Here is a 19,070-nt window from a genome sequence, read left to right as displayed (position 1 = left end):
GTCGTCCAAACGGAGACATACGATGACCACTTTCGCTTTTGTCCTCATGCCCGCGTTCGGGCACGTGAACCCAAGCCTCGCGATGGCCAGTGAGCTGGTCCGCCGCGGACACCGGGTGAGCTATTTCGTCAGCGAGCAGTTCCGCGCGGCGGTGCTCGCCACTGGCGCCGAGTTCGTCGGATACGCCGACGACTTCAGCGACTCGATCGTCGGCGCGCAGTGGAAGCCGGAGCCGGGAAAAACGCCGCCGTTCGGACGGCTTTTCGGCATGCTGGCCGAGCGCGCGGATCGGCTCGCAGAACCGCTGCAGGACTACCTGTCCACTTTGGACCCCGATTTGGTCGTCTACGAAAGCATGGGCTTGTGGGGCAAACTCGCGGTCACCGGAAGGGACGTCAAGTCCGCGGCGATTTCCCCTTCGTACGTGATGGGGCGCAACTCGCCGGCCGCGAACATGATGCGAGCAAGGCTCCAGCAGTCCGGTGAGCCGTTCATCGACCCGGTCCGGCTCGCGGCGGTGGCCACCAAATACGGCGTGACCATCGATGATTCGATGGAGTTCTTCACTCGCGAGGCGCCGCTGACCATCGTCTCCATGCCGGCGGAATTCCATCCTGACAGGGAAAGTCTTGATGACAGTGTCCAGTTCGTCGGGCCGTCGCTGGATGACCGGGGCGGTCACCTCGAGCTCGGTGGCGACCAGGTGCTGTTCATCTCGCTCGGCACGGTCTTCAACCAGCAGGAGGAGTTTTTCCGTACCTGCATGAAAGCCTTCGCCGATGCCGGACCGGTCGTGCTGGCGCACGGGAGCAAACTTTCGGCCGACGATTTTCCGGACGCACCGGACAACTTCACGTTGGCGTCACACGTCCCGCAGCTTCAGGTCCTTGAGCGCAGCCGGGTTTTCATCACCCACGGCGGGATGAACAGCACCCAGGAGGCCATCGCCAACGGCGTACCGATGGTCGTCGTGCCGCAGATGATGGAGCAGGAGATGACCGCTCGACGGGTCGCCGAGCTGGGCCTCGGCGTCCACGTACCACCCGAGGAGGCCACCGCCGAACGCCTCGCCGAAGCGGTCTCTATCGTCGACACTCCCGCATACCGCGACCGCGTCGCCGCCATGCGTGCCGCCTCCCTCGCCGCCGGTGGCGCCGCCCGCGCCGCCGACCTCCTCCTCCAAGCCGCCACCTCCTAGTGTCCTGTGTCTGAGGTTCGTTGAAAGGCGGCGGCGAAACAGGTAACACCACGGCGGTCGCGTACGAATGCCTGGTACCGGCGTCGTTGCCAACGCAGCCGACGACGCTGGTCAGACCACCTTCACCGGTCCCGACAGGGTGCTTGACCGGCCACCTTCCGGGGCGGAGGGCGGTGTCACTCCGCATCGCCGATATGCTCACCGGTGGTGCCGAGACGACAAACCCAGGGAGCTCGAGCTAGATGAAGTTGTCCGTGCTGATGCCTGTGTTCAACGAGGAACGCACTCTTGCCGCCGCAATCAAGCGCGTGCTCGGAGTGGAGTATCCGTGCGAGATCGAGCTCGTCGTGGTCAACGACGGCAGCCGGGACTCCACCGCGGCCGTGCTCGACGACATCACCGACTCCCGGCTGACCCGCCGCGACCACCCGGTCAACAAGGGCAAGGGCGCCGCGATCCGGACCGCGGTGGCCACCGCGACCGGTGACTACATGATCATCTGCGACGCCGACCTGGAATACGCGCCGGAGGAGATCCCGTCGCTGCTGGAGCCGGTGCTGGACGGTGAGGCCGAGGTTGTGTACGGCACCCGGACCTTCGGCTCGCACTCGGCGTATTCGTTCTGGTACGTGATGGGCAACAAGGGCGTGACGATGGCCGCCAACGTGCTCTACAACGCGTATATCTCCGACCTGGAGACCTGCTTCAAGCTGATGCCGCTGGAGATGTATCGCAAGCTCAACATCCGCGAACCCGGATTCGGCATGGAGGCCGAGGTCACCGGCAAGCTGCTCAAGCGCGGCATCCGGCCGTACGAGGTGCCGGTCTCCTACCGTGCCCGCGGCCGTGAGCAGGGCAAGAAGATCACCTGGAAAGACGGTGTGGAAGCGCTGTGGATCCTGGGCAAGATCCGGGCCCGCAAGCGCGCCTAGGCTGCGGAGATGCCCCGGGGCGTCCCGGTTGAGCCGGTCGCGACCGGCCGCAAGCACACCCGGTCGCGCGGCCTGATCGAGCCTGCGCAGCCGCCGCCCCGCCGGCCGTATCGTCCGCTCCCGCCTCAGCTGGCTCGCTGGTTCTGGCTGTTGTTGGTGCTGCCGATCGGGTACGGCCTGTGGTTGCGGTTGGGCGCCTGGTGGAACACGCACACGTTGACTGCCGACGAGGCGACCGTGCTGGGCGCCTCCAGCTGGGCGACGCATGGCCTGGGCCTGCAGACCGCTCCGCCCGGCTGGCTGTGGCTGCAGGGCGTGCTGGTGGACCTCGGCGGCACCGACGAGCGTGTCCTGCACGCGCCTTCGCTGCTCGCGGACCTCGCGGCCACCGCGTTGCTGGTCATCCTGGCGGCCCGGCTGCTCCCGCTGGCCGGCGCCTTCACCGTGCTCATGTTGGCGGCCGCCAATCAGTTTCTGGTGCTCGCATCGGCGACCGCCGGGCAGTATTCGTTCGAAGTGCTCGGCACGGTCGTCCTGATCGGCACCGCGGTGGCCGTGAGACACACCGAGGATCGCCGGGCGATGGCCGGCTGGTGGGGCCTGGGCGCGGTGTCTCTGCTGGTCAGCCAGGCCGCCGTGATCACAGTGCCAGCACTGGCCTTGGCGCTGCTGATCGAGATGGTGCTGCGGTCGCAGTGGGTACGGGTAGCCGGTTTCGCGATCTGGAGCCTGATTTTCTGGGCCGCGCTAGCGCTGGACTGGCTGGTCGCGCTCCGCCCGTCGGCGGCCGACTCAGCCCTGCGGGACGCTTGGCAGCGGCTCGGCGCCTTCCCGCCAAATGGCGGCACCACCACCGCGTGGACCAGCCAACTCGTCGGCCACTTCGCCTCCAATCCACTGGACGCGGCGGTCGCGGTGGCCGTCCTGTTGGCCGCGGTCCTGGGTGCCGTACGTCTGCTCATCCGCCGCCCGTTCGACGGCCTGCTCGTCCTCGCCCCGCTGGCGGCCGCCGCCCTGACCACCACCATTGGCACGTACCCGCTCTGGGAGCGGGCCGCTCTCTGGGTCGTGCCGTCCGTCCTCCTGCTGCTCGGCGCGGCCGTCGACGGCGCCCGTACAGCCGCCGACTCGCCGGACTGGGTCGCTGACGCCGCCGAGGAAGCCCCAGCGCCCTGGCGGCACCCCACCAGGGTCGGCGCCGCCGCGGTCGCCATCGTGCTGCTGGTGTCCGGCATGGGCTACCGCGTCCTCACCTCAGCCAGCGCCGTCGCCGCCACTCGCGCCGCGTTGCCACCCGTCCATCTCCTGCTGGATGGCGTAAGCACCCAACTGAAGTCCGGTGACGTCGTACTCGCCGACACCGCCGCGGCCGCCTTCACCCGGATCTACTGGCGCCGCACCGGCAGTCCCAAGCTTCGCGGTGTTGTCTCGCTCCGCCCCGCCGACGCCACCTGCCAGGCCCATCCCGCCGAACCGCTGTTCGCGAACGCCACCCGTGTGTGGCTGCTGGTGGCCGGCAGCCAGCCGTACGAGGTCACCGGCCTCCCCGAGGCTCTGCGCACTTATGGCACCGTCGACACCGCAGTCCACCCCGGCCGCGGCGCTGTCGCCTATCTCCTGCACCCAGGTCCACCGACCAGCACGGACCCGCTCCCCGCCGCGCACTCCTGCCTCACCGCCGGCTAGAGGGCTTTGGACGACGAAGTCGTCTTGATTCCGGGGGGAGAGTCGAGATCCCAACATCGGCGCCAAGGCCCACCGACATCGAGCGCGTTGGACGGGACCGGTGTTCGTCGGAGGCGACAAAACGTGCCTAGGGTTGCTGGATGACGTACTCGATCGTGGCCCGTGATCCGGGCAGTGGGGAGCTCGCGGTCGCGGTGGCCTCGTGTGTTCTCGCCGTCGGCAGGGCCGTCCCGTACGCGCTCTGCGGTGTCGGCGCGGTGGCGACGCAGTCCCAAACCAGACGCGGCTACGGGCCGCGCGGGTTGGCCCGGCTGGCGACCGGCCAGCGGCCGGACGTGACGCTGACCGAGCTGCTCGGCGCGGACACCGACCCATCCGTACGGCAGGTGGCGATGCTGGCGGCGGACGGTACGGTCGCGGTCCACACCGGCGTCGACTGTCTCGCGGTCGCCGGGCACCTGACCGGGGACGGCTGGGCCGTGCAGGGGAACATGCTGGCCAACGCCGAGGTCCTGCCCGCGATGGCTAACGCGATGACCATGAATGCACCAACAGGGCCCGGCTCGGCGAAGCTGGCCGAGCGACTGCTGGCCGCGTTGCAGGCCGGCGAGCGGGCCGGCGGCGACCTCCGTGGGAGGCAGTCGGCGGCGCTGTTGGTGGTGAGCGCGAACCGCGGCGCCGAACCGTGGGACGAGATCTCGCTCGATCTGCGGGTGGACGACTCCCGCGATCCGCTCAGCGAGCTGAACAGGCTGCTGCTGCTTCAGCGCGCGTACGAGAACTCCGACTCGGCGACACTGGCGCTGCTCGGGCCGGCTGGGCCGCGGGACGTGTACGCGATGATGGAGGCCGCCCGGCGCGGCGACCTGCGGTCCGCGCGGACCGCATTCGCGCAGCTGCGACAGCGGCCAGGCTGGGAGGAATGGTTGCGTGGCGGGCAGTTTACCCATCTCGCCGCGCTGTTGGAGGACTGAAGGGCACAGCTTTTCCAGAGTCCCGCCCCGGCCCGTACGACGTTGCTAAGGTCCGGCCAAACCCGAAATCATAGGAGGGCGGCCATGCGTCACATCCTGGGCCTGGTGCTGGGCATCCTGCTCGCCCCGCTGATGTTGATCGGCGTCGGCTGGAGCGTGAAACAGACTTACAGCGCGTATGCACAGTTCGCGATCACCCCCAGCCGCCTGGTGCTGCCGCTGCTGGTGTTGGCGGCCTGCGGAGTCGTCTACGCGATGCTGATCGCGACCCGGATGTCGCCGCTGGCGAGCTTCATCGTCGGCCTGCCGTTCCTGGTGCTGACCGTGCTCGCGCTGATCCCGTCGGCGCTGGTGTCGGTGCTCGGGGTCTATCAGCCGATCGGTGACGGCCTGTCGATCCTGGTGGTCAGCGGCGGCGCGATGATCGTCGGGCTGGTCGGAGTGATGCCGATCGTGGTGCCGTCCCAGTGGGCCCGCTGGCGGGCCCGGCCGGCCGCGGTCGGCGGCTTCGGCGGCCCGGGTGGCTACGGCGGGTACGGCGGCCAGCCGGCTCCCTTCGGCGGCGGCCCGGCCGGTTCGCCGCTGGTCGGCGCCGGTACGAACGACCCGCCGACGGCCGGCTATGCGGGCGAGAACACCCTCAACTGGCCGCAGAATCCACCGCACTAGAACCCCACCTGTATCGTTCGACTGGTGACCTTGGCAACGTTGCCGGCCATCGCCGGGGCCCTCTTTTTCTTTCTGCTCAAACGCCCCGGCGCCGACCTGAGTGGACTGGTGCTGCGCGCAGGAGTGCTGACCAGTGTCACCGCGGTGGTCGTGCTGGAGCTGCTGTCGATCCCGTCGGCGGCGACCAGGCTGGCGTTGGTCCTGGTCTGGGTCGTGGTGGTCCTCGCGCTGGCAGCAGTCCTGGTGCTGCGCTGGCGGCGTGGCGGGAGCGAGATCCCGGCTGACGCACACCCTCGCCAGTGGTGGTCCGTCGTCAGGGCGCGGGCCGGTCAGGTGTACGCGTACGAGTGGGTGGCCGTGGTCGCTATGGCGGCCTTCGCGCTGGTGGAGCTGATCCTTGGCCAAGTGTGGCTGCCGAACACCCAGGACAGCATGACGTATCACCTGGCGCGGCTGGAGCACTGGCGGCTGAACGACTCCATCTACCCGTACGCGTCGATCATCTATCGCCAGGTGACTTACGCGCCGGGCGGCGAATACCTGAGCTTCACGCTGCGGGTGCTGGGCGACACGATCTGGGCGACCCCGCTGATGCAGTGGGCGTCTGCGCTGGCGTGCGGCATCGTCGCGTACCGGATCGCCCGCCAGCTCGGCTGCGGCCGGGCCGGCCGGATGCTGGCCGCGGTCCTCACCCTTACCGCGCCGGCGCTGGTCGTGCAGGCGTCCGGCACCTCCAACGACCTGATCGCCGGGTTCTTCCTGCTCGGTTTCGCCAGCCTGGTGCTGGAATTCCGGGACGGCAAGGGCAGTTGGTGGCTGGCCGCCATCACCGGCATAACCCTGGGCATGGCCGTACTGACCAAAAGCACCACCATCCCGCTAGCCGCCGGTTTTGGCCTGTGGTGGGTGTGGATCCTCGTTCGCCAGCGGCTCGACGGCGTCAAATGGGCCGCTCTCGCGGCGGTCATCGTGATCGCGATCTCCGGGCCGTACCTGGTGGTCGAGACCATTCTGTGGGGCTCGCCCAGCGGGCCGCCAGCCACCAACAGCATCCTGATCGGCGCGCACGATCCGATCACGATAGCCATGAACGGCACCAAAATCATGTCCAGCGAGCTGGTCAGCGCGGACCCGGTGGAGACCAAGGCGGTGTGCGCTGCCACCAGCGCGATCCACCAGCTCGCGCACCGCAGCATTTATGACCCGAATACCGAATTCGGTACGAACAAGTTTCTTTGTCGCTATGACAACGACGAAAAATACGAGCCGAACCCGTGGCAGACCTACCTGGTGATCGGTGCGATCCTGGCGCTGATCGCGGTCGGGCTAGCCGTTCAGCGCGCGTACGCGATCTCGCTGGTCATCTCGTCGGTGGCCTTCGTGTCGTACATTTCGTACCAGCCCTGGATTGCCCGACTGTTCCTCGGCGCGATCCTGGCCGGCTGCCCGCTGATCCCGGTCGCGATCAACCGGCTGACCCAGAAATGGCCGAGCGCGACCTCTCTGAAGTCCGCCATCGGCGGCGGACTCGCGGTCACCGTCACGCTGTCCGGGATGACGGCTTTGGTCGCTTCGCCGCGGGCTTTGGGTCCGGCCGTCTTCAAACAGCGACCGCTGGACACGCAGGCACTGCCCCGAAATCCCGATGTGGCGGCGGCGGTCGCCATGATCCGCGCGGCCGGCGCCCAGCGGATCGGGCTGGCCGGTTTCGAGGAGACGCCGGAGTTCGGGATCTGGCAGCTGCTGGGCACCGCGCAGGGCAGGACCACGATCGTGGTGCTGGACAGCGCGGTGCCCGGTTATCAGTCGCCCGCCTCGGAAACGTCCAACCTGGACGCGGTGCTGTGCGTACGCCAGAAGGCCGCTGACTGCGCGAACGTGCTGCCCCCTGGCTGGCAGACCAGCGTCACCACCAGCCCGGCCAGCACCAGCGTGGTCGCCCTCAACCCGCGGCTCACCAAGGGCGGCAGCCCGCGCTGAATCCTTCTCAAGCGCCCCGCGCATGATCATTCCAGCGCTCCCGAGGCTAACCTCGGGACGTGCTGATTTGGCTGAACGGCACGTTCGGGGCCGGTAAGACGGCGACCGCGAACGAGCTGACCGAGGTGCTTGCGGACTGCCGGGTTTATGATCCGGAGCTGGTCGGCGCGCTGTTGCGGCACAGCCTCGGGGACATCCCCGTCGACGACTTCCAGGACTGGACGCCGTGGCGGCCGCTGGTCGCCGAGGGCGCCATTCAGCTGGCCCGGTTCACGCACCGGCCATGGGTGGTGCCGCAGACGCTGCTCCGCGAGGAGTATTACCAGGAGATCTTCGACCGCTTCCGGTCCGAGGAAGTCTCCGCGTTCATGGTGCTGCTGGACGCCGAGGAAGAAGTTCTTCGGGACCGCATAGAGAAAAGTGACGAGTTCGCCGACGATCCGGCCGTCAGCGGCAAGGTGCGGGACTGGCGGCTCGCGCATCTTCGGACGTACGCGCAAAGTCGCGACTGGATGGCGTCGGTGGCGGACCTGGTCATCGACACCAGCGAGCTGACCGCGGCCCAGGCGGCCAAGACCGTGCTGGCCGAATACCTGCGGACGGCCTGAGGCCAAACTCACGCCGGATTCGCCGCCGTTCCTGCTATTGTCGGGGATACGTTTCGTCAGGCAGTGGCCTGGCGATCATTGTGGAGGAAGCCATGGCTGCCCGGATCTCGTTCCGGGCCACCGCGCTCCGCCGGTCATCCTGACCTGCGGCGAGGGTTTGTCTGTGGTGCCCGGAAAACACGTTTTCTCTTTTCCGTACACCCCTGTTTGGAGACATTCCCTTGTCGAACAGCACTTCCTCATCCTGGTACAGCACCTTCTTCACCGAGCTTCCGAACGAGTTCTGGCGGCGTGCCGTGCCACCGGAGATGACCGCGGCGGAGGTCGACTTCATCGAGAAATCTCTCGACCTGGCGCCAAAATCCCGGATCGTCGACGCTCCTTGCGGCAGCGGCCGGCACAGCCTGGCGCTGGCCGCTCGCGGACATCGGGTCACCGGCGTCGACCTGTCCGCGGAGGCCATTGGGTACGCGCGAAAGGCGGGGCCAGACGTGGATTTCCGGCTCGCCGACATGCGCGAACTTCCGGCTGATGGCTCGTACGACGCGGCCATCTGCATGGGCAACAGCCTCGGCTATTTCGACGCCACCGGCACCGCGGACTACTTCGCCGCGCTGGCCGCCACGGTCCGCTCCGGCGGTGGCCTCGTCATCGACTACGGCGGGGCCGCGGAGTCCATCCTGCCCGGCTTCACCGGCGGTGAGGACACCATGGCGACCGGTGACATCACGGTCGAGGTGAGCCGGGAATACGACGTGGCCAACAGCCTCCAGCTGTCCCACTACCGATTCAGCCGGGGCACCGAGACCGTCAGCTCGACGGCGGTCTACAACGTCCTCACCTGCGGCCACCTGTGCACTTTGCTCCGGGCCGCGGGATTCACTGATATCTCGCTCTGTTCCAGTCCCGACGGCGAGCCGTACACCCTCGCGTCCCGCCGTCTCATTCTGACCGCCCGCCGCTCATAAAACCCGCCGCGAGGGTGACGTTTGTCTGCTGGAAAACGTCACCCTCGCGGTGGTCAGAGGCCTTCGACCTCACCGGGAAGAAACGGCGTACGGGCGCCGGTGAGGCGTGGAGCGCTTTCACTGATCGCGATGCCGCCCCAGTAACCCCGCGGGACGGTCGGGTCGTCGACCGACCGCGCAGACGTCTTCAGCCCCAGTTTTTCCACCCCTGCCAGCACTTCCGGGCCGAAGCGGTCGTCGACGACCTGCGGGATCTCGGCCATCACCGCCGCCCAGACCTGATCCCTGGGCACTGCGGCGTCGCGGGCCTTGCGGACCGCCGCCATCCAGCCCGCGCCTACTCCCGGACCGTTGATACGTTCGGCGGTCCGCTGGAAGGAATCCGCAACCGGCGCATTCACCGAGTCGCCGACCAAATAGTCCGGGCCGTGCACCAATGGCCGGCCGGCGGCCTCGTCGACGCCGGCGCCGAGCGCCAGCACGGCGTGCACGCACTGCAAAGTCGACGATCCGAGGCCGGCGCCGATGCTGCTGGAGGCCAGTACGGGCCGGCCGTGCCGGAACGCGATCGCCGGATTGGTGGGAAAAGGCAGATGCGCGCCCGGCGGCAGCGCGGCCAGCACCTGCTGCTGGAAACAGGCCGCATCCGGAATCGAGATGCCACCGACGAAAAGTCCGGTCGAGCCCCACAGGCTGGTGTTGATCGAATGGCAGGCGGCGGCGACATTTCCGGCCGCGTCGACGGCGAGGACGAAATCCGAATGGCCGCCCGACTCACTGCCAACCGGCCCGGCCGGACCGCCGGCGGCCCGCATCCGCTGCCACCGCTCGCGGGCGTGCTCCTTGCTGATCTCCCGCTCCAGGTCCGATCCGGTACGGACGGTTTGCCGGGCGATCTGGATCAGCCAGTAAAGCGCGTCCGGATCGGTGACCGGATCCGCTATTTCGGCCGCCTCGACCAGATTCAGACCCGCCAGCAGCGCGACCCCACCACGATCGGGTTGGCCAACCGCGAAAACCTGGTGCCCGTACACGTCCGTACTCACCGGATCGGACCAGATGGGTTGGTAGCTGGCCACATCCTGGAGGCTGACATGACCACCTTCGCGGCCGACGACCTCGACGAATTCCCGTGCCCACGGACCTTCGTACATCCAGGCGACGCCTTCGGCTGCCAGCGCGCGCAAACTGGCGGCCAGCGCCGGCTGCCGGAAAACCTCACCCTCGCGCGGCGGTTTGCCGTCCCTGATGAAAATATCCCGACCCTCGGACGTACGGGCCAGCACGTCGGCCCGCAGATCGAACTGGCGCTGTTGCCCGGACCGTACCGGAAAGCCCTGCTCGGCAAGGTAAATCGACGGCTGCAAGAGGTCGGCCCAAGGCAGTGCGCCGAACCGCTGGTGGGCCGCGGCGACCCCGGCCATGAACCCGGGCACCAGCGCGGTCCGGCCGCTGGGCGCTGGCCGGCGCGGGATGCTGGCCGGGTCGGTTTCCGCCGCGAACGGCTGGAAACCACCGCTCAGCGAGTCGATTTTCCCGGTGGCGGCCGTGTAGTGAATCAGGCTGAAGATGCCCGCGTACGACACCCAGCCACCGGCCGCGAGCGCGATTTGCGCCAGCGAGGTGGCCACCACCGCATCGGTCGCGGTGCCCCCGGCGGCCAGCGCCTTTCGGCCCACCAGTTGGGAAAACGGCCCGGTCGAGCCGACCACCATGGCGGTCTCGGCAGTGCCGGTGCCGGCCACCAACCGACGTTCGCCGGCCCCCCGACCCAGATAGTCGTCCACTTCGGACACTGGCCAGTCTGATGGATCCATAGTCATGCCCGCTCCTGTCCCGGAGCTTTCAGCTCGGTGAGCCGGCGGTGCTGGGCAGCCGCGGTCTGAGCGCCCAGCAGTCGTACGATCGCCGGCTCGTTTGCCTGTGCGGTAACACAAATCAAGTGGCACCCATGGCCGAACCAGCAGACCCCGGCGAACGGGAACCGGCCCCCGAGGTGCAGGACGTACCCTCGACTGTCCGGGACCTGAGGAACTGGCAGTGTCGACGGCGCGAATGTGCCCATAATCGCCGGCGGCGCCGCTTCGCTGCCCAACTCGATCAACAGCAGGCTCACGATCACGCCCGCGCCGCTGTCCGCGTCGCTCGGCCGCTGTCCCCACTGCCGCAGGCGACCGCCGCGCAGGCCGTGGCTGCGAAACGCAAGCCGCTGACTTTCCGCCCGTCCCCAGTCTTTTACGCCCGCCAGCTCGTATTTCTCGTCAATTGGCAGGTCACGTACCAGCTGGAAACCAGCCGGCGGATCGACCAGCACGAGCTCGTCCGGCGAAGGCCCTTCTGGCGTACCAACTGGTGGCCAATCTCCCAGCAGTTCCACAAAAACCTCGGCCGAGCCGGCGATCTCATCAGCCGCGGCCATGGAGTCCGACAGGCCGGCCATCATGCTCTGCAGGCCATCCAGCTCGGCCCGCAACGCCTGCCGGCCGGTGTCGGTCAGCCACACCCAGGTCTTGGACCGGTTGTCCTCGATGACCTTCCGCGTCCCCACCAGGCCGGCCGCCTCCAGCACGCCCAGATGCCGGCTCAGCCCGCTGTCCGGCTGCCCGAGTGCGTCGCGCAACGTGGTGAAGCCGAGCCGCTGACTGCCAGCCAGCGCTACCAGGATGCCCAGTCGTACGCGTTGGTGCACCAGGTCCTGCAAAAGTCTGGTCGGATGAGCCACCCTGGCACCCCACTTACGATCCGTTGAGCACTTATCAAATCATAAGTGCTCACGTACGCCAAGGATCGAGAGCAAAGTGCGTGATTCGCCTGACGCACGCATCGCGTCGATGCGGACGTCCCTCCACAAGGTGGCGGCTACAGAGAATGCTCATCGCATACCCGCCCACAAAACGAGACAAACAGGGCACCAAAACTAGCCAACCAACTCCTCCAGACGGCGAACGGCTAGCGCTTGAGCAGCTGGCGGGCCATCACCATGCGCTGGATTTGGTTGGTGCCCTCGTAAATCTGGGTGATCTTGGCGTCCCGCATCATCCGCTCGACCGGGAAGTCGGTGGTGTAGCCGTACCCACCGAACAGCTGCACGGCGTCCGTGGTGACCTCCATCGCCACATCCGACGCGAAGCATTTCGCGGCGGCGGAAGCAAAAGTCAGGTCAGGGGTCTGCCGCTCGGCCTTGGATGCGGCGACGTAGATCAGCTGCCGGGCGGCCTCGGTTTTCATCGCCATGTCGGCGAGCATGAACTGGACGCCCTGGAACTCACTGATCGACTTGCCGAACTGCTTGCGTTCCTTGATATATCCGAGCGAAGCATCGATCGCGCCCTGCGCGATGCCGACCGCCTGCGCGCCAATCGTCAGCCGCGTGTGGTCGAGCGTCTTCATCGCCGTACCGAAACCAGTGCCCGGCTCGCCGATAATGCGGTTCGCCGGGATGGTGCAGTTCTCGAAGTGGATCTCACAGGTCGGCGAGCCCTTGATGCCGAGCTTGGTTTCCTTCGTACCCACCGAAAAACCAGGATCGTCTTTGTGTACGACAAAAGCCGAAATGCCGCGGGTGCCGGCGTCCGGGTCGGTTTTCGCCATCACCGTGTAATAAGTGGACTTGCCGGCGTTGGTGATCCAGCATTTGGTGCCGTTGAGCACCCACTGGTCGCCGTCCAGGCGTGCCCGCGTACGCATGCCGGCCGCGTCCGAACCGGCCTCGCGCTCACTCAGCGCGTACGAGAACATCGCCTCGCCGCGGGCCACCGGGGGCAGCACCTCGCGCTTGAGTTCCTCGGACGCGGACAGGATGACCGGCATGCTGCCGAGCTTGTTGACGGCCGGGATCAGGGATGACGAAGCACACACCCGGGCGACTTCCTCGATCACGATGACAGTGGCGATCGAGTCGGCGCCGGCACCCTCGTACTCCTCCGGGATGTGAACGGCGTGGAAACCGGACGAAACCAGCGCATCCTGCGCTTCCTGCGGGTATCTGGGCTGCTCATCCACGTCTTTCGCGTACGGCTCGATGGCCTTCTCGGCGATTTCCCGAACGGCGGCGCGCACCGTGTCGTGGTCATCCGTCAGGCGGTAGGTCTGAAATGACGGGTCCACGGAATTCTCCTCTTCAAGCGGTATGCGAGAATATGAAAGTAGCGTGATTTACGGGCCGGTAACCAGCAACGCAAAGCAACACGTCGGTGACTCAGGTCACAGACTACCGGCCAGTAACACTCCCGGACATGGGTGACACGATCCACACCGTCTATCCTCGTCCGACGACATTGTTCCGTTAACAAAGTGCGCCCATTCGCAGCGGCACAACCGCCCCGCAGAGCGCCCAAACGCTGAAGCCAACGGAGGTTCCCCAGCGTGCCACCCATCACACCGCAACGCCCTCGGCTGACCGTACTGGGCACCGGCTATCTCGGTGCCACCCACGCCGTGTCGATGGCGGAGCTGGGTTACGACGTGCTCGGCGTTGATGTCGACGAAGCCAAAATCGGCAAGCTGGCCGACGGGCAGGTGCCGTTCCACGAGCCCGGCCTAGACGAGCTGCTGCAGCGCAACCTGGCCACCGGCCGGCTGCGCTTCACCACCGACTACGCGGAGGCCGCGCGCTTTGGCGACGTGCACTTCGTCTGCGTCGGCACCCCGCAGAAGAAGGGCTCGCTGGCCGCTGACCTGCGGTATGTCGAGGCCGCCGTGGTCTCGGTGGTGAAGAACATCCACGGCCGCGCGCTGATCGTCGGCAAGTCCACGGTGCCGGTGGGCACCGCGGAGTGGGTCGAGGAGCTGATCGCCAAGCACGCTCCCGAGCACGCCGAGATCGAGGTCGCGTGGAACCCGGAGTTCCTCCGCGAGGGCTTCGCGGTCGAGGACACCCTGCGTCCGGACCGGCTCGTCTTCGGCGTGAAGACCGAGTGGGCCAAGGAGATGCTCGACAAGACGTACCGCGGCGTGTACGAGCTGGCCGCCGCCGAGGACCGCGAGGTCCCCGTGGTGGTCACCGACTTCGCCACCGCCGAGCTGGTCAAGGTCTCCGCGAACTCGTTCCTGGCCACCAAGATCTCGTTCATCAACGCGATGTCCGAGGTCTGTGAGGCCGCTGGTGCCGATGTGACGCAGCTCGCTCGCGCGATCGGGTACGACCTGCGGATCGGCAACCGCTTCCTGCGCGCCGGTGTCGGCTTCGGCGGCGGCTGCCTGCCCAAGGACATCCGGGCGTTCCGGGCCCGCGCCGAGGAACTGGGCGTCGGTGCCGCGCTGAACTTCCTGTCCGAGGTCGACGAGATCAACCTCCGTCGCCGGCAGCGGGTCGTGGACCTGGCCGCCGAGTTGGTCGGCGGGTCCCTCGCCGGCAAGCAGGTCGCCGTGCTGGGGGCCGCCTTCAAGCCGAATTCCGACGACGTACGCGACTCGCCGGCCCTCGCGGTGGCCCGCAAGGTGCACGACGCCGGCGCCTCAGTGGTCGTGTATGACCCGGAGGGCAACGAGAACGCCCGCCGCGACCTCCCCGAGGTGTCGTACGCGGCGTCGCTCGACGAGGCCGCCAAGGGCGCCGAGGTGGTGCTGGTGCTCACCGAGTGGGAGGAGTTCCGGCACGCCGACCCGGTCGCGCTGGCCGATGTGGTGAACGCGACACGCATCGTCGACGGCCGCAACTGCCTCGACCCGGAGCTGTGGCGCGCCGCCAACTGGGAATACCGCGGGCTGGGCCGTCCGTAGTTTTGCCGTAGTTCCATCGCGGGCTCCGCTTCGGCGGGGCCCGCGATGAGCTTTTCAGGCCCTTATCGCGCTTGCCCGAAAGTGCCTCGGCGGGGGCAGCGCGGGTTGCCCTCGTACGGGTCCATTGCCGCGGTGACGAGGATCGCACCGGTCACTAACTTTCTCGGTCGGCTGGCCGAACTGGTGCCAGCTCGTCCAAGGAGTTCCTATGGCCGGCCGTACCCTCACCCTCGCCACGGTTCTGCTGACCGGCGCGCTCGCGCTGACCGGTTGTGGCCTCCTTACTAAGAAAACCACCGCGCCCGCCGCTCCACCGGTGGTGGCTGCAGCTTCCCCATCGGCCAGTGCCTCCTCCGACAGCGGCTCGGCCGAAACCTCCGTACCGGATCCATGCACGTTGATCACCGACAACGACGTGAGCGTCGCCGTCGGGAAGCCGGTCGCCAAACACTTCCCAGGCACCAACGGACCCATCCTGTCCTGCGAATGGACCCTCGACCCAGCCTTTCTCGTCGTACGCATCACCCTTACGCGTACGACCAGGGAAGCCTTCGATTCCGCCCAGAAACTCGACTCCTCGTCCAAGCCAGTGACCGATGTCGGCGACGCCGCTTATGTGGGCGGTGACCAGGATCTCCGGGTGCTGAAGGGCACCTTCCTGATGACGCTGAAATACAGCGACACCGCCCACCCCGAGTCGCAACTCGCCGCCAACAAGACGGTCGCCGCCAAGGTCCTCCCCAAACTGACCTAACCTCTCGCGAAAACGGTGACCTCGGTGAGATGGAAGCTGGAGTTCGCCGAGTTGCTCAGGCCAATGATCTTCACGTAGCGCACTGTCGCTTCCGTACGGGCGGTGTCACCGGCGTCCGTCGCGGGGTTGGTGTTGCTTTTGCCACCCAGGACGAAATAGTGCGTGCCGTCGGTGCTGCCGAGCAGCTGGTACGTGTAGAAGCGGGTCCCGTCGACGTAGTTTCGTACGTTCACCGCGGAAATATCGGTGGGGGCCCCGAGATCGACCTGCCACCAGGTGCCGGTGGTCTCCATTTTGCTACCCCAGTACGGATCGTTCGACCGGCTCCCGTCGTTCGCCGCGGTCGCCGAGTTTCCCGGCTCGGACGACTGCGCGGTCACCGGCTTGCCGACACTCAGCGCCGCGCCGGTCGTCGGCGCGGCTGGCACGTACGAGCCGACCGCGAAGCCGTGGAAACGGGCCAGGCCGGTCAGGCCGGTGTTCGCGTTGACCGCGCTCATAACCATGCCCACGTCTTCGCCGGCGGCCACCCCAGGAACGGTCGCACTGCCCACCACAGTCCAGTTTTTCCCGTCGCTGCTGCAAGATCCGTTGAGCTGGTCGCCGTGCCGGCCAAGTCGTACGTAGACAGTGGGCGCGAAACCGCCGGTTTCCGCGGAGCTGTCGATCGTGCCGTTGCCGTCCCGGTCCCAGCCGAAGACGCAGCCGTGGCCAGGTGTCACCCCGATCGTCGCGTAGCCAGCGGATCCGCTCGCGGACAGGTCGTTGCTCGCGACCAGGCCGGCGCGCGCGTACGGCGAAGTGTTGTCCTGGCTCGTCACCTGGGTAATCACTGCCTGGTCGTCGGCGAGCACATTTTTGCGATAGACCGCTCCGAATTCGTTGCGGTCACCCCACACGTCCGCACCGCCGCCGGCGATCGAGAAATTGTCCCCGGACTGGGCGAAGCCGGCGTTGTTGGTCGAGACCGTGGTGTACGGAGCCGCGATGTCACCGGTGACCAACAGCTGAGCGGCGGCGGTGGCGCGGGAACTTTCCGAGCCAGAGCGCCAAGAAACGCCGGCATTCAGGGCTGGCGTGCTGCCGGAGGGCGCGTTCGCCGGCGCGGCGACGGTCCATTTGGCGGTGAAGGTGCCTCCCACCGGGACCTGCCTGGTGGTCGTCGGAGTCGCTGGGCGTACGACATAGCCGGCCGGCGCGGACACCGTCAGTCCGACGTTGTCCGCCGACCGGATCAGGTTGCTGTTGGCGAAAACAACGGTCACCTGGGCGGTGCCGCCGGGCTTCACCCAGGCCGTCGCCGCGGTCGCGGTCAGGGTGCCGGCCGGCCCATCCGCGACGCGGCTGGCCAGCGCGTACGAGTCGCCATGTGGCTGGCTCGGATAAGCGGTGTCCTGATGCGCCCAGGTGTTGGCGTACGCGTGCCAGTCGATGTCGGCGGCCGGCTGACCGGTCCGCAAAGCCTTGTCCAGGCTGGAAAAATATAGTTGCCAGCGGCCGCCGTAATAGTCACCGACCAGCCCGTTCCACTCCCGGCGGGCATAGTCCTGCAGATCCGGAGTGCCCGAGTCCCACAGCGACACCAGGGACCGTAGGTCGTACCGAAGCGCTGCGGCCTCGGTCCGGTTCGCGGCCTGCGCGCTCGCCTCGGCCTGCCAGCTGCCGAGCAGGAAATTGCTGTCAGTGCCGAGCAGGGCATCCATCAACTTGATGCTCTGCGCCCACTTTCCGGTCAACTGCTCGAATTTCGTGATGTCCTTGGCAGCGAAGGCGGCTTGGATGGGCGGCAGCTGCGCACGGCTTTGGTTGGCCAGCACCTGACGGGCCACATCGACCAGGTCGTACCGATAGGCGCTGCTGTTCCGCAGCCGCGGGGCCACTTGGAGCAGGTCGCCGAGGGCGGGCGTGAACGTGTTCGGGTCGTAGCCCAGCGCGGCGCCGGTGTCGGTGATGCTCGGCTCATCGTCGTACAAGGCAGTCGGATATTTCCCGTCGACCGTGGTCGGCAGGTTGTACGCGGTTTTGCCGAGGATCTGCCAAGCCTGCGCGGCATGCAGGTCAGCCGTACCGTAGCGGGCGAGGGCATAGCTGGCGAACCAGCTGGCCATGTCGACCGGGCCATCTTGCCAAGGCATTTCGGCGAAGAAGTCCACCGCGACCGGGTTGTTGTCGATACCTTCCGGCATCAGCGCGATGCCATTCAAGGCCGTACCAGATTTTGCTTGCCACGCATGGAACTTCCGGTTCCATTCAGCGAGCCCGGCGCCCATGTTGTCGTGTCCGCCGAAGTTCCAGATGGTGCCGAAGGCATACGGCGTACCGATCCAGTCCTGGTCTCGGTCGGTGACCGAGCCCTGCTCGGAAAGCCCGTCCAGCACCAACATCTTCGACCGGTCGACGGCCTGCAGGGTCGCTGGCAGCGGGTTGGACTGCCAGCCGAGAATGGCCCAGATCGCGGCCGGATGCGCGGTTTCCAGCGCCCGCTGGACAGCCTGCGAAGCGGCCGCGACATCGACCGGTCCGGCTATCCCGCCCTCGTGCAGCAAATCCATTTTGTACATCGTGCTGGGGCCGAAAAGGTGGGTCTGCACCTGGTAGAAGGCGGCCGCGACCTTGGCGAAGAACGGGTCGGTGGGATCGAGCCAGTCCGGCCGTTCCAGCCCCGCCCAGATACCCTGCGGAACAGTGTGCGCACCGGGGTTCTTCGCACTGAATCCGGCCGGCACTGTCCCGTAATAGCCCGGAAGAACAGGCGTCATGCCGAGCGATCGCAACTGATCCGCGATCTGCCGGCCGAGCACCGCGCGACGGTCGATGAGTTGCTGCGAGATCGGGCTGCCCAGGCAGCACATGTTCTGCAGCAGCCACCACGGCTGGTGGCCCGGTTGCGGAATCCAACTCCGCATTTGTGCCGCGGTGTAATGGAACTGCTGGAAGGCGCGCTCGTACACGGCCTCCTGTCCTTCGTAAACCAGCACCTCGTTGATGCCGTGCAAGGCCAGCACGTCGATCCGGTGTTGCCATTGCTGCCAGGTCAGGTACGCGCCGGCGTAGCCCTCATTGGTGTCGTTCAGCGCGAAGCGATTGTCCACCGACGCGGTGTGCTCGATGGGCTGCGCTGGCAGCGCAAGGCGCGGTGGCAGGTTGAGCTGGCTGCCTTCCAGTTCGATGTTCGCGTGCGCGACATACTTGAGATACCAACCAAAGCCCGTCAGCTCGACGGCCGGGCTGGTGCCCTCCACGACCAGCCGGCCGTGGTCGGCGGACACCCGGAACCGGTCTTTGCCGGTCCCCTTCCGCGTTGCCCGCAAGGTCACCTGGCTGGCGTAGCGAGGTCCGATCAGCCGGGTCAGTGCCTGTTGCGCCGGCCGGGAGTCGAAGGGTGCTCCAGCCGCGTTCGCCGGCGCCTGCGGGGCGGTGAGCAGGGCCGCCGCAACGGCGGTGACCAGCACCAAAGCCTTGGCACGCATGACTGACCCTCCAGGTGGCGTACTAATGAAGGCATCTTTCGAAAGTTATTTACGGATCACCCTGACGGACCGGCGGATGGGCGTCAAGGGATGGACGCCTCCGCTCCGGG

Annotated in this window: 14 protein-coding genes; 10 read left to right on the top strand and 4 right to left on the bottom strand. The window is 67.2% G+C overall.

Translation table 11 applies throughout. The features are described 5' to 3' along the window. Positions 1-22: 22 nt before the first annotated feature. The 8 genes from ABD301_RS09555 (at position 23) to ABD301_RS09520 (ending at position 9,015) form a co-directional block, all read left to right on the top strand. Complete coding sequence (locus ABD301_RS09555) at positions 23-1,198, top strand: macrolide family glycosyltransferase (RefSeq protein WP_344309029.1); 1,176 nt, start codon at positions 23-25, stop codon at positions 1,196-1,198. A gap of 242 nt (positions 1,199-1,440) precedes the next feature. Then, on the top strand, positions 1,441-2,130 hold the full coding sequence (locus tag ABD301_RS09550) for a glycosyltransferase (RefSeq protein ID WP_163573618.1): 690 nt from the start codon (positions 1,441-1,443) through the stop codon (positions 2,128-2,130). Positions 2,131-2,139: 9 nt separating this feature from the next. Then, complete coding sequence (locus tag ABD301_RS09545; RefSeq protein WP_344309026.1) at positions 2,140-3,816, top strand: hypothetical protein; 1,677 nt, start codon at positions 2,140-2,142, stop codon at positions 3,814-3,816. 140 nt (positions 3,817-3,956) lie between these two features. After that, positions 3,957-4,790 carry a DUF1028 domain-containing protein gene (locus ABD301_RS09540; RefSeq protein WP_344309024.1) on the top strand — a complete coding sequence of 278 codons (834 nt, stop codon included), beginning with the start codon at positions 3,957-3,959 and terminating at the stop codon, positions 4,788-4,790. Positions 4,791-4,874: 84 nt separating this feature from the next. Next, positions 4,875-5,459, top strand: a complete 585-nt coding sequence (locus tag ABD301_RS09535; protein ID WP_344309022.1) for a hypothetical protein — start codon at positions 4,875-4,877, stop codon at positions 5,457-5,459. A 24-nt stretch (positions 5,460-5,483) separates the two neighbouring features. Next, on the top strand, positions 5,484-7,439 hold the full coding sequence (locus ABD301_RS09530; protein WP_344309020.1) for an ArnT family glycosyltransferase: 1,956 nt from the start codon (positions 5,484-5,486) through the stop codon (positions 7,437-7,439). Positions 7,440-7,498: 59 nt separating this feature from the next. Then, positions 7,499-8,047 (top strand): AAA family ATPase, encoded by a 549-nt coding sequence (locus ABD301_RS09525; RefSeq protein ID WP_344309018.1) that lies wholly within the window; start codon positions 7,499-7,501, stop codon positions 8,045-8,047. A 221-nt stretch (positions 8,048-8,268) separates the two neighbouring features. Next, complete coding sequence (locus tag ABD301_RS09520) at positions 8,269-9,015, top strand: SAM-dependent methyltransferase (RefSeq protein WP_344309016.1); 747 nt, start codon at positions 8,269-8,271, stop codon at positions 9,013-9,015. Between the two features lie 53 nt (positions 9,016-9,068). On the opposite strand, the gene ABD301_RS09515 is transcribed toward ABD301_RS09520, so the two are convergent. The 3 genes from ABD301_RS09515 to ABD301_RS09505 form a co-directional block, all read right to left on the bottom strand. After that, positions 9,069-10,838 (bottom strand): gamma-glutamyltransferase, encoded by a 1,770-nt coding sequence (locus tag ABD301_RS09515; protein WP_344309014.1) that lies wholly within the window; start codon positions 10,836-10,838, stop codon positions 9,069-9,071. After that, positions 10,835-11,737 (bottom strand): transcriptional regulator, encoded by a 903-nt coding sequence (locus tag ABD301_RS09510; protein ID WP_344309012.1) that lies wholly within the window; start codon positions 11,735-11,737, stop codon positions 10,835-10,837. Before ABD301_RS09510 ends, ABD301_RS09515 begins: the two co-directional genes overlap by 4 nt. A 227-nt stretch (positions 11,738-11,964) precedes the next feature. Then, complete coding sequence (locus ABD301_RS09505) at positions 11,965-13,095, bottom strand: acyl-CoA dehydrogenase (RefSeq protein ID WP_425551910.1); 1,131 nt, start codon at positions 13,093-13,095, stop codon at positions 11,965-11,967. Positions 13,096-13,380: 285 nt separating this feature from the next. Here ABD301_RS09505 and ABD301_RS09500 point away from each other — a divergent pair, with 285 nt between their 5' ends. Both ABD301_RS09500 and ABD301_RS09495 read left to right on the top strand, forming a co-directional pair. Further along, positions 13,381-14,736 (top strand): UDP-glucose dehydrogenase family protein, encoded by a 1,356-nt coding sequence (locus ABD301_RS09500; protein ID WP_344309010.1) that lies wholly within the window; start codon positions 13,381-13,383, stop codon positions 14,734-14,736. A gap of 208 nt (positions 14,737-14,944) precedes the next feature. Further along, complete coding sequence (locus ABD301_RS09495; RefSeq protein ID WP_344309008.1) at positions 14,945-15,490, top strand: DUF3558 family protein; 546 nt, start codon at positions 14,945-14,947, stop codon at positions 15,488-15,490. Here the strand turns inward: ABD301_RS09495 and ABD301_RS09490 are convergent. Next, entirely contained in the window at positions 15,487-18,960 is a 3,474-nt protein-coding gene (locus ABD301_RS09490; protein WP_344309006.1) for an alpha-N-acetylglucosaminidase TIM-barrel domain-containing protein, read from the bottom strand. The genes ABD301_RS09495 and ABD301_RS09490 overlap by 4 nt on opposite strands. Between the last annotated feature and the right edge of the window lie 110 nt (positions 18,961-19,070).

Origin of the sequence: Fodinicola feengrottensis, assembly GCF_039530045.1 — a bacterium.
GTDB classification, from domain to species: Bacteria; Actinomycetota; Actinomycetes; order Mycobacteriales; family HKI-0501; genus Fodinicola; species Fodinicola feengrottensis.
This window is presented reverse-complemented; position numbering and strand designations above follow the sequence as displayed.

Bases quoted from the DNA above. Each gene is read 5' to 3' on its own strand.
- ABD301_RS09555 (WP_344309029.1), top strand. From the start codon at position 23: ATGACCACTTTCGCTTTTGTCCTCATGCCCGCGTTCGGGCACGTGAAC.
- ABD301_RS09495 (WP_344309008.1), top strand. From the start codon at position 14,945: ATGGCCGGCCGTACCCTCACCCTCGCCACGGTTCTGCTGACCGGCGCG.
- ABD301_RS09550 (WP_163573618.1), top strand. From the start codon at position 1,441: ATGAAGTTGTCCGTGCTGATGCCTGTGTTCAACGAGGAACGCACTCTT.
- ABD301_RS09515 (WP_344309014.1), bottom strand. From the start codon at position 10,838: ATGACTATGGATCCATCAGACTGGCCAGTGTCCGAAGTGGACGACTAT.
- ABD301_RS09490 (WP_344309006.1), bottom strand. From the start codon at position 18,960: ATGCGTGCCAAGGCTTTGGTGCTGGTCACCGCCGTTGCGGCGGCCCTG.
- ABD301_RS09545 (WP_344309026.1), top strand. From the start codon at position 2,140: ATGCCCCGGGGCGTCCCGGTTGAGCCGGTCGCGACCGGCCGCAAGCAC.
- ABD301_RS09540 (WP_344309024.1), top strand. From the start codon at position 3,957: ATGACGTACTCGATCGTGGCCCGTGATCCGGGCAGTGGGGAGCTCGCG.
- ABD301_RS09535 (WP_344309022.1), top strand. From the start codon at position 4,875: ATGCGTCACATCCTGGGCCTGGTGCTGGGCATCCTGCTCGCCCCGCTG.